We start from the raw sequence: 9,701 nt of genomic DNA on the forward strand, positions 1-9,701 counted from the left end.
ACTCAAGGGGAGTCGCGACCTGTTGCAGGTCTCACTATCAGCAAGTGCGCCAGACCTCTGGCGGTAACTATGTATTTACATTCGTGACCGGGTGTTACCGATACACGCCGTCTTTGCCATGACCGGCCATGGCGCGATTGCTGCGCACGCTGATCATCTGCTTGATGTCGATCCACTCGATGCCTTGGGCCTTGAGCTTGGGCAACTCGCGCTCGAGCACCGCCAACGTCTGTGGATAAGGATGTCCGATCATCACGGCTGAACCTTGTTTGTGCGCAAGGCTGATCGCTGTCTGCAACTGGGTGAAGATCGCCGCCTCGGTGCGCTCGTCATCGAGGAATACATCGCGGGAAACACTCGCCAGATCGATCTTCTGCGCCTGTTGCGCGGCCACGGTCTGCGCGCTGGTGCGGCTGTCGACGAAGAACTTGTGGCGGCGCTGCAATTCCGCCATCAACCATGCCATCGCTACCGGTTGCGCAGTCATGCGACTGCCCATGTGGTTATTGATGCCGGCGGTGAAGGGGACCCTTTTGAACGCAGCGTTGAGGCGTTTTTCGAGTTCTTCGATGGGTAGTTCCGGATGCCAGGCAAACGGACCGGTGGCCGGGTCCATCGGCATGTGCAGGATGACGACCTTGCCGGCGCGATGGGCCTCGCGGGCGAATTCGGTGGCGTGCGGTGTGTCGGGCATGATCGCCGTGGTCACCGGGCCAGGCAGGGCCAGCACGCGGCGATCCCGGGGCAGGTTCTGCCCCAGGTCGTCGATGATCAGCGTCAGGTAGGCTTTGTGCGGTGTCGGTTTGGCGGGCTCTGCGTGAGCAGTACCCGCCAGACAACACAACAGGACGAAGAGGAAACGCAAACCCATCCTCAACGGCCGGAGGTGATGCTCAGGCCTTTGAGCAGGCTGAGGGCCTGGGCCAACTGGTAATCATCATCCTGCGGCATCGCTTTGGCCTTGGTGCCGGAACCGGTCGGTTTGTCGGCGCCGCCGTTGCCATTGCCCAAGTGACCTTGCAGATCGGCTTCCTTGAAGTAATCGCCGTCCGCCTCGTTGGTGATCTTGGCCTTGCGCACTTCGATGTCCGGGACGATGCCCTGGGCCTGGATCGAGCGACCATTGGGCGTGAAGTACAGCGCGGTGGTGATCTTCAGCGCGCGGTCGTTATTCAGCGGCAGCACGGTTTGTACCGAGCCTTTGCCGAAACTGGTGGTACCCATGACCACAGCGCGTTTCTGATCCTGCAGGGCGCCGGCGACGATTTCCGAGGCCGAGGCGCTGCCACCGTTGATCATCACGACCATCGGCACGGCTTCGCTTTCGTCCTTGCCGGTGGCGGAGAAGCGCAGCTCGGAGTTGGCGATCCGGCCTTTGGTGTAGACGATCAGGCCTTTGGTGATGAAGTGGTCGACCACTTCCACCGCCGCCTGCAACACGCCGCCCGGGTTGTTGCGCAGGTCGAGAATGATGCCGTTGAGCTTCTTGCCGTTGTCCTTGCGCATCTTGGCCAGGGCCTTGGAGACCTCTTCACCGGTCTTGACCTGGAACTGGGTGATGCGGATGTAACCGTAGCCCGATTCGAGCAACTGCGACTTGACGCTCTTCACCTGAATCACTGCACGCGCCAAAGTCACGTCGAACGGCGTGCCACCGTCACGGACCAGGGTCAGGGTGATTTTCTGGCCGATCTTGCCGCGCATCTTGTCCACGGCTTCGGTCATGGTCTGGCCGCGCGTCGGCGCGCCGTTGATCTTGACGATGAAGTCGCCGGCCTGAATACCGGCCTTCGACGCAGGCGTGTCGTCGATTGGCGAGACGACTTTGATGAAACCGTCTTCGGCACCGACTTCGATACCCAGACCGCCGAACTCGCCGCTGGTGCTTTCCTGCAACTCGGTGAAGTCTTCAGGGCCCAGATAAGCGGAGTGCGGATCAAGGTTGCTGAGCATGCCCTTGATCGCGTTCTCCAGCAGGGTCTTGTCGTCCACCGGCTCGACATAGGCGGCTTTGATCCGGTCCATGACCTCGGCAAAGGTGCGCAACTCTTCCAGCGGCAGTGGGGCTTTGGAGGTCGCGGCAGTGCCTGCCGGCGCGACGGCCGGGGCCGGTTGAGCGGCGAACGCCAAAGGCGCGCCGATCACCAGGGCGATCGTCAGGGCCAGCGAGGTAAGGCGGGACAAATGCAGCATGTCGAACGAACTCCTGAAATTTGGTGACTCAACGCCTATCCTTGCGCGCGGCACCATTGCGCCGGATCACTCGGGTGACCCTGCTGACGAATTGCAAAATACAGCGCTGATGTGTCCTGGCCGCCACTGTTACCGACAGTGGAGATGGACTCACCTGCTTTAACCACGTCGCCGGCTGACTTGAGCAGCGTCTGGTTGTGACCGTAAAGACTCAGAAAACCGTTGCCGTGATCGAGGATCACCAGCAGCCCGGCACCGCGCAACCAGTCGGCAAACACTACGCGCCCGCCGTGTACGGCGTGCACCTGGCTACCGGCAGAGGCGCTGATCATCACGCCATCCCACTTGGTCCGGGCATCGTCGCCACGACTTTCACCGAAGCGTGCCAGCAGTCGACCATCAACTGGCCACGGAAGTTTTCCCCGGGTTGCAGCAAAAGGCCCGCCAAAGGTCTCGCCGCTGCTGGAAACCAGCGCGCCGGCTGTTGATCTGGCTGGTTTTCGTGGGGCGTCGCTGTTTTCAGCCTGCGCCTCACGCAAGCGCTTTTTTTCCGCTTCCTGCTGGGCGATCAGCGCTTTCTGCCGCGCTTCTTCTGCCTCACGAGCCTGTCGGGCCAGGGTTTCTTCAATGGTTTTAAGGACTTTAGACAGGTCTGCCTGATCCTGCTCGCGAGCGACGAGCTTCTGGTCGCGGGCCTTCACGTCATCGTTGAGCTTGGCGAGGACTTGCTGGCGTTCCTTGCGAACCTTGTCGAGCTCGTCACGCTGGCTGTCGAGGCTGCTTTTCTGGACGAGCAATTGCGCTTGCTGCAAGCCGATGTCTTTTTCGACATTAGCCAGTTGGCGCAGGGTTTCGTTGAAGTTCTTCAACTGCTCCAGGCGGGCCTGGCTCAGGTAATCGTAATAGGTGAGGGTGCGGGCGAATTTCTCGGGGTTCTGCTGGTTGAGCAGCAACTTGAGGTATTCCTGACGGCCGTTCTGGTAGGCAGCGCGGGCCTGGATGGCGATCAGTCGCTGCTGTTCAGTGCGCGCGCTCTGGAGTTTTTTTTTCTCCGCATCGAGTCGCTGCAGCTCGGATTCGCTCTTTTGCAGTTCTTTCTGCAGGGCATCGACCTGTTTCTGCAGCTTGCCCATCTCGGTTTCAGTGCCCTTGAGCTCTTTCTGCACGCCGGATTTTTCTTCCTGGAGCTTGCCCAGCAGCTTTTTCAGCTCGGCAATATCCTGACGCGTGGCATCCAACTGTTGTTGGGTTTGCGCGCGCTCGTCAGCGAAGGCCGGTTGGAGCAGGCAGGTCAGAGCGAGGGCAATCAGGACGCGAAGCATAGGGGCGGGCGGCACCAGGGTAAGGGACGGCCTAGTATGCCCGCCCGACGCTGCAAAAAAAACGCCCAATTGGGGCTGTGTGATAACTGGACTGAAAAACACCACAAACCTTTGTAGGAGTGACCTGTGGCGAGGGGATTTATCCCCGATCGGCTGCGCAGCAGTCGTAAAACCCGAACACCCGATGCATCTGATACGCCGCGGTGTCAGGTTTCAGGGCGGCTCCGCCACCCATCGGGGATGAATCCCCTGACCACAAAATCATTCCAACAGGTTTTTTGCGGTGCTTGCTGATTCGAGTCAGACCAGAATCGAGGTACCAGTCATTTCTGCCGGTTTTTCCAGGCCCAGCAGTTTCAGCATGGTCGGTGCCACGTCCGCCAGTACGCCACCTTCACGGACCTTGAGGTCACGCTTGCCGACATAAATGAACGGCACCGGCTCGGTGGTGTGCGCGGTGTGCGCCTGCCCGGTGGACTCGTCAGCCATTTGCTCGACGTTGCCATGGTCAGCGGTGATCAGTGCTTCGCCATCGACCTTCTCCAGCGCTTCGACGATGCGGCCGACGCAGGTGTCGAGGCATTCAACCGCCTTCACTGCCGCGTCGAACACGCCGCTATGACCAACCATATCGCCGTTGGCGTAGTTGACCACTATCACGTCGTAGCGTTGGTTTTCGATGGCATCGACGATGCGGTCGGTCACCTCAGGCGCGCTCATTTCCGGCTGCAGGTCGTAGGTGGCGACTTTCGGCGACGGGATCAGGATGCGCTCTTCGCCCGGGAACGGTTCTTCGCGACCGCCGGAGAAGAAGAAGGTCACATGGGCGTATTTCTCGGTTTCGGCGATGCGCAGCTGGGTCTTGCCGTTTTTCGCCAGGTAGTCGCCCAGCACGTTTTCCAGGCTGCCGGCGGCGAAGGCGCAAGGCGCGGGAATGCTCGCCGCGTATTGGGTCAGCATGACGAAACCGGCAAGTGCAGGCTGGCGTGCGCGCTCGAAGTCGTTGAAATCGTTTTCGACGAATACGCGGGTCAGCTCGCGGGCGCGGTCGGCGCGGAAGTTCATGAACACCACGGCGTCGCCGTCTTCGACTTTCACCGGCTCGCCGATGGTGGTGGCTTTGACGAATTCGTCGCTCTCGCCGCGAGCGTAAGCGGCTTCCAGGCCTTCCTGAGCGGTGGCGGCGTTGTATTCGCTGTTGCCGTCGACGATCAGGTTGTACGCCTGAGCCACGCGGTCCCAGCGGTTGTCACGGTCCATGGCGAAGTAGCGGCCGACGATGCTGGCGATGCGGCCCTTGCCGAGTGCCTGGAACGTCGCGTCGAGCAGTTCGATCGACGATGCGGCGCTTTTCGGCGGGGTGTCACGGCCATCGAGGAAGGCGTGCAGGTAGATTTTTTCGGCGCCACGCTTGAAGGCCAGTTCGGCCATGGCGATCAGGTGGTCCTGGTGGCTGTGCACGCCGCCATCCGACAGCAGGCCCATGAAGTGCACGGCTTTGCCCGCAGCCACGGCTTTATCCACAGCGGCGCAAATGGTCGGGTTCTCGAAGAACTCGCCGTCGCGGATCGATTTGGTCACACGGGTGAAGTCCTGATACACCACGCGACCGGCACCGAGGTTCATGTGGCCGACTTCGGAGTTGCCCATCTGGCCGTCCGGCAGGCCGACGTCCATGCCGCTGCCCGAGATCAAGCCGTTCGGCACTGTGGCCCACAGGCGATCCAGCACGGGCTTCTTCGCCGCGAAAACGGCATTCGATTCGGGGCTGTCGCTGTGACCGAAGCCGTCGAGAATGATCAGGACCAAAGGTTTAGGCGTGGTAGTCATGGAATCCACTCGTGGCTAATAAAGAAGAAGGCGATGGAAAAGGGAGTTGGAGTTTAAAGCCAAGTTCAATCCACGTCACCGCCGGACGGGGTTTGGCCCACCATAGTGGCTGTGTATACTGGCCGACATTTTAACGCCCTGGAACCTCCTTCGATGGTTGCTCACCTGATTGAATTTGCCACTAACCACTACATTCTTGTCGGTATCTTCGTCGTACTGCTGGCTCTGCTGCTGGCGCACACGATGCAGGGCGGCGGTAAAAGCCTGAGCACGGGCGAGCTGACCGCGCTGGTCAACAAAGAAGCAGGCGTGGTGGTGGACATCCGTCCGGCCAAGGATTTCGCTGCCGGCCACATCGTTGGCGCGATCAACATTCCTCAAGACAAGCTGGCCGCGCGCACTGGCGAGCTGGAAAAACACAAGGCCAAGACCATCATTCTGGTCGATGCCCTGGGCCAGACCGCCGGCACCCACGCCCGCGAACTGATGAAGACCGGCTTCACCGCCGCCAAGCTGTCCGGCGGGATCTCCAGCTGGAAAGGCGACAACCTGCCGTTGGTGAAGTGATATGAGCGAAGTCATCGTCTACTCCAGCGATTACTGCCCTTATTGCTCGCGAGCCAAGTACCTGCTCGAGAACAAAGGCGTGGCCTTCAAAGAGATCAAGGTCGATGGCAAGCCGCAGTTGCGCGCCGAAATGACCCAGAAGGCCGGCCGCACATCCGTGCCGCAGATCTGGATCGGCAGCAAGCACATCGGCGGTTGTGACGATTTATATGCCCTGGAGCGCGCCGGCAAGCTCGACGCGCTGCTCAAGGCCTGAACGGCTGCACCCACGTACAGCAATCCCTAAAGACCCAAGATCAGAAAGGATCTGAGATGACTGACCAACAGAACACTGCAGCCAGCGAAGAAGAAACCGCACCGCAATTCTCCTTGCAGCGCATCTACGTACGCGACTTGTCCTTCGAAGCCCCGAAAAGCCCGGCGATTTTCCGCCAGCAATGGGATCCGAGCGTCGGTCTGGATCTGAACACTCGCCAGAAAGAGCTGGAAGGCGATTTCTTCGAAGTCGTGCTGACCCTGTCCGTTACCGTGAAAAACGGCGACGAAGTGGCCTTCATCGCTGAAGTGCAACAGGCCGGTATCTTCCTGATCAAGAACCTGGACCCGGCTTCGATGAGCCACACCCTGGGTGCGTTCTGCCCGAACATCCTGTTCCCGTACGCTCGTGAGACTCTGGACAGCCTGGTGACCCGTGGTTCGTTCCCGGCGTTGATGCTGGCTCCGGTGAACTTCGACGCCCTGTACGCGCAAGAGCTGCAGCGCATGCAGGAAAGCGGCGAGACGCCAACCGTTCAATAAACGGTCTGAGCAACAACGAAAAAAGCGCCGTAACAGGCGCTTTTTTCTTGGCTGATCGTTCCCACGCAGAGCATGGGAACGATCGGTCAGGGGCTTGCGTGTTATTTGAAGTCGTTTTGGCGCCACGCTTCGTACACGGCCACTGCCACGGTGTTGGACAGGTTCAGGCTGCGGCAGCCTTCGCGCATTGGCAGGCGCAAGCGTTGTTCGGCGGGCAGGGCGTCCAGTACCTCTGGCGGCAGGCCACGGCTTTCCGGGCCGAAGATGAACGCATCGCCCGGGACGAACGCGGCATCATGAAACGGTCGCGAGCCCTTGGTGGTGAAGGCGAACAAGCGTGGGTTGCCCAGGCTTTCCAGGCAACTGGCGAGGTCGGCGTGGCGTTGCAGCGTGGCATATTCGTGGTAATCGAGACCGGCACGACGCAAGCGCTTGTCGTCCATCTCGAAGCCCAGCGGTTCGATCAAATGCAGGTGGCAGCCGCTGTTGGCGCACAGCCTGATAACGTTGCCGGTATTCGGCGGAATTTCTGGTTGAAAAAGGATGACGTGAAACATGCACGGCTCCGAAGGTAAAGATGACGCGCATTCTACGCCGCAAGCGGACTCGCGTTCGAAACTATTCCCACGGGTGATCGGTTCGCTGGCGATTGTCGGACTGATGATCGGTTTGATGATTGGTCGCCTCACCACGCCCGACCCGAGCGTGCTGCAGCAGATCGAGGCGACTGACGGCGGTCTGGTGGTCTGGTTCAACAACGAGCCGAAGCTGCACGGTGAAATCATCGACGGCACGGTGGCGCTGTTGTTCCAGGCTGAGGGGAAGGCGCAGAAGGGCCAACTCAAGCTCAACGGCAAAGACGTTAATTGGCGGACGCGAGTAAGTGATGGCGGGTTGTTGCTGACGGTGCTGGCAGCGCGGCCGCTGCAGGGTGACTGGGCCGGGAGCGAGGTCGATGACCGCTGGCGGCTGGAGATCCATCTCCGGGAGCAATAAAAGCGGGAATCCCTGACCTGCCTGTATCAGGGTTCCCAAAAGGCTGGACTGCGCGATGGCGTCAGTCCGGTGTAAAGAGGGAACCCCCGGCCTGCCTGTACCAAGGATCCCAAAAGGGTGGGCGCATCCGTTGCGGTGTGAGCCCGGTGTAAAGAGGGGAATCCCCGGCCTGCCTGTACCAAGGTCCCCGAAAGGGTGGGTGAATCGAATCACCTGTAAGAGGTATTGCAGGGGGCGTGCCAGCTTTTTACGGATTGAAACAAAAACCGTCTTCAGAAATGCGAAAGCCCCGGAATACGGGGCTTTCGTGTTTATAAAGTTTCAGTTTTCAAGTGATTTGGTGTCGGATTTTGAACCGCTCGCTGTGCGCGATAGCGGGTCAAAGTGCCTTATGGTGGTGCATGCGAAAAAAGATCGCTCAGGTGTTGAGGTCGAACTCAACCCTCATCCCTCATCCCTCATCCCCTTCATCATCATCCCCACCATCGACCTTCATCCCCAGTTCCTTGATCTTGCGCGTCAGGGTATTACGCCCCCAACCCAGCAACACCGCGGCATCACGACGACGCCCGGCGGTATGTTTCAACGCCGTTTCGATCATGATCCGCTCAAACGCCGGCACTGCACTGTCGAGCAGACTCGACTGGCCACGCGCCAACGCCTGATCCGCCCACTGGCGCAGGGCTTGCTCCCAGTTGGTTACTGGCGCCGAATCCTGCGGCAGGCTCAGCAGTTCCGGCGGCAGGTCGCTGATGTGTACTTCGCGCCCGGAGGCCATCACCGTGATCCAGCGGCACGTGTTCTCCAACTGGCGCACGTTGCCGCCCCACGGCAGATTCTTCAGGTATTCCTCTGTCTCGCTTTTCAGCAGCTTCGGCTCCACCGCCAGCTCCTGCGCGGCACGGCTGAGGAAGTGCTTGGCCAGGGTCGGGATGTCTTCGCGACGATCCGACAGGCGCGGGATGTGGATGCGGATCACGTTGAGGCGGTGGAACAAGTCTTCACGGAATTTCCCGGCATGCACCAGGGTTTCCAGATTCTGGTGGGTCGCGGCGATGATCCGTACATCGACCTTGACCGGAACATGACCACCGACGCGATAGAACTCGCCGTCGGCCAATACGCGCAGCAGACGGGTTTGGGTATCCGCCGGCATATCGCCGATCTCATCAAGGAACAGCGTGCCGCCGTCGGCCTGCTCAAAGCGGCCGCGACGCAGGTTGGCCGCGCCAGTGAACGCGCCCTTCTCGTGGCCAAACAGTTCGGATTCCATCAGATCCTTGGGGATCGCCGCCATGTTCAGCGCGATGAACGGCGAGGCCGCGCGCGGGCTGTGGCGGTGCAGGGCGTGGGCGACCAGTTCTTTACCAGTGCCGGATTCGCCGTTGATCAGCACGGTGATGTTGGAGTGGCTCAAGCGGCCGATGGCGCGAAACACTTCCTGCATCGCCGGCGCTTCGCCGATGATTTCCGGAGTGCGAGTCAGCGCTGGCACCACTTCCAGGCCTTGCTGTTCTTGCGCATGCTGATTGGCGCGCTTGACCAGCGAAACCGCCTCATCAACGTCGAACGGCTTGGGCAGATATTCGAACGCGCCGCCCTGATAAGAGGCGACAGCGCTGTCCAGATCGGAGTGAGCGGTCATGATGATGACCGGCAGCCGTGGGTGCTGCTCGCGAATCCGCGCCAGCAGGTCCAGGCCACTGGCACCCGGCATGCGGATGTCGGAAATGATCACGTCCGGTTGCTGACGGGCCAGACGACTCATCACGCCATCGGCGCTGTCGAAGCTCTGAGTGGTCATGCCTTCCTGCTGCAAGGCTTTTTCCAGAACCCAACGGATAGAACGGTCGTCATCGACGATCCACACAGTTTCACTACGGCTCATGTCGATGTGGCTCCTTGTTCCAGTGGAATAAAGATCGAGAAGGTGGTGTGGACTGGATGGCTGTCAAACTCGATCAGGACCTTGTGCTGTCTGATGATGTTCTGGGT

The 9,701-nt window shown here is 60.2% G+C and carries 11 protein-coding genes; 4 read left to right on the plus strand and 7 right to left on the minus strand.

The features are described from left to right. Nucleotides 1–94: 94 nt before the first annotated feature. From ACIOVB_RS11730 to gpmI, 4 genes are all read right to left on the minus strand, one after another. A complete protein-coding gene (locus ACIOVB_RS11730) occupies nt 95–871 on the minus strand; it encodes a divergent polysaccharide deacetylase family protein (RefSeq protein WP_401267788.1) in 777 nt (258 codons plus the stop codon). Between the two features lie 2 nt (nt 872–873). Next, nucleotides 874–2,193 carry a S41 family peptidase gene (locus ACIOVB_RS11735; protein WP_401267791.1) on the minus strand — a complete coding sequence of 440 codons (1,320 nt, stop codon included), beginning with the start codon at nt 2,191–2,193 and terminating at the stop codon, nt 874–876. A gap of 35 nt (nt 2,194–2,228) precedes the next feature. Next, the gene (locus ACIOVB_RS11740) at nt 2,229–3,515 is read right to left on the minus strand and encodes a murein hydrolase activator EnvC (RefSeq protein WP_187678874.1); all 1,287 of its coding nucleotides are present in this window, start codon (nt 3,513–3,515) and stop codon (nt 2,229–2,231) included. A gap of 300 nt (nt 3,516–3,815) precedes the next feature. Then, nucleotides 3,816–5,345 carry a 2,3-bisphosphoglycerate-independent phosphoglycerate mutase gene (gene gpmI / locus ACIOVB_RS11745; RefSeq protein ID WP_401267794.1) on the minus strand — a complete coding sequence of 510 codons (1,530 nt, stop codon included), beginning with the start codon at nt 5,343–5,345 and terminating at the stop codon, nt 3,816–3,818. Between the two features lie 153 nt (nt 5,346–5,498). Between gpmI and ACIOVB_RS11750 the strand changes: the two genes are divergently transcribed. The 3 genes from ACIOVB_RS11750 to secB are packed head-to-tail and all read left to right on the plus strand — an operon-like array spanning nt 5,499 to nt 6,710. Next, complete coding sequence (locus tag ACIOVB_RS11750; RefSeq protein ID WP_187678872.1) at nt 5,499–5,912, plus strand: rhodanese-like domain-containing protein; 414 nt, start codon at nt 5,499–5,501, stop codon at nt 5,910–5,912. Nucleotide 5,913: 1 nt separating this feature from the next. Beyond that, nucleotides 5,914–6,168 (plus strand): glutaredoxin 3, encoded by a 255-nt coding sequence (gene grxC / locus ACIOVB_RS11755; protein ID WP_401267797.1) that lies wholly within the window; start codon nt 5,914–5,916, stop codon nt 6,166–6,168. 56 nt (nt 6,169–6,224) lie between these two features. Further along, nucleotides 6,225–6,710, plus strand: a complete 486-nt coding sequence (gene secB / locus ACIOVB_RS11760) for a protein-export chaperone SecB (RefSeq protein WP_095190086.1) — start codon at nt 6,225–6,227, stop codon at nt 6,708–6,710. 101 nt (nt 6,711–6,811) lie between these two features. Here secB and ACIOVB_RS11765 read toward each other — a convergent pair whose 3' ends face one another. Then, nucleotides 6,812–7,267, minus strand: coding sequence for a tRNA (cytidine(34)-2'-O)-methyltransferase (locus tag ACIOVB_RS11765; RefSeq protein ID WP_003220777.1), 456 nt, complete (start codon nt 7,265–7,267; stop codon nt 6,812–6,814). Between ACIOVB_RS11765 and ACIOVB_RS11770 the strand changes: the two genes are divergently transcribed. After that, entirely contained in the window at nt 7,266–7,706 is a 441-nt protein-coding gene (locus ACIOVB_RS11770) for a hypothetical protein (RefSeq protein ID WP_401267801.1), read from the plus strand. The two genes, ACIOVB_RS11765 and ACIOVB_RS11770, sit on opposite strands and share 2 nt — an antisense overlap. 451 nt (nt 7,707–8,157) lie before the next feature. Here the strand turns inward: ACIOVB_RS11770 and ntrC are convergent, their stop codons facing one another. Together ntrC and ACIOVB_RS11780 are read right to left on the minus strand one after the other, a co-directional pair. Continuing rightward, entirely contained in the window at nt 8,158–9,594 is a 1,437-nt protein-coding gene (gene ntrC, locus ACIOVB_RS11775; RefSeq protein ID WP_003220781.1) for a nitrogen regulation protein NR(I), read from the minus strand. Then, nucleotides 9,591–9,701: hypothetical protein (locus ACIOVB_RS11780; protein ID WP_401267814.1), on the minus strand; the 111-nt coding region annotated here is incomplete at its 5' end. The genes ntrC and ACIOVB_RS11780, both read right to left, overlap by 4 nt.

It is taken from the genome of Pseudomonas sp. NPDC087639 (genome assembly GCF_044743385.1).
Classification (GTDB): domain Bacteria; phylum Pseudomonadota; class Gammaproteobacteria; order Pseudomonadales; family Pseudomonadaceae; genus Aquipseudomonas.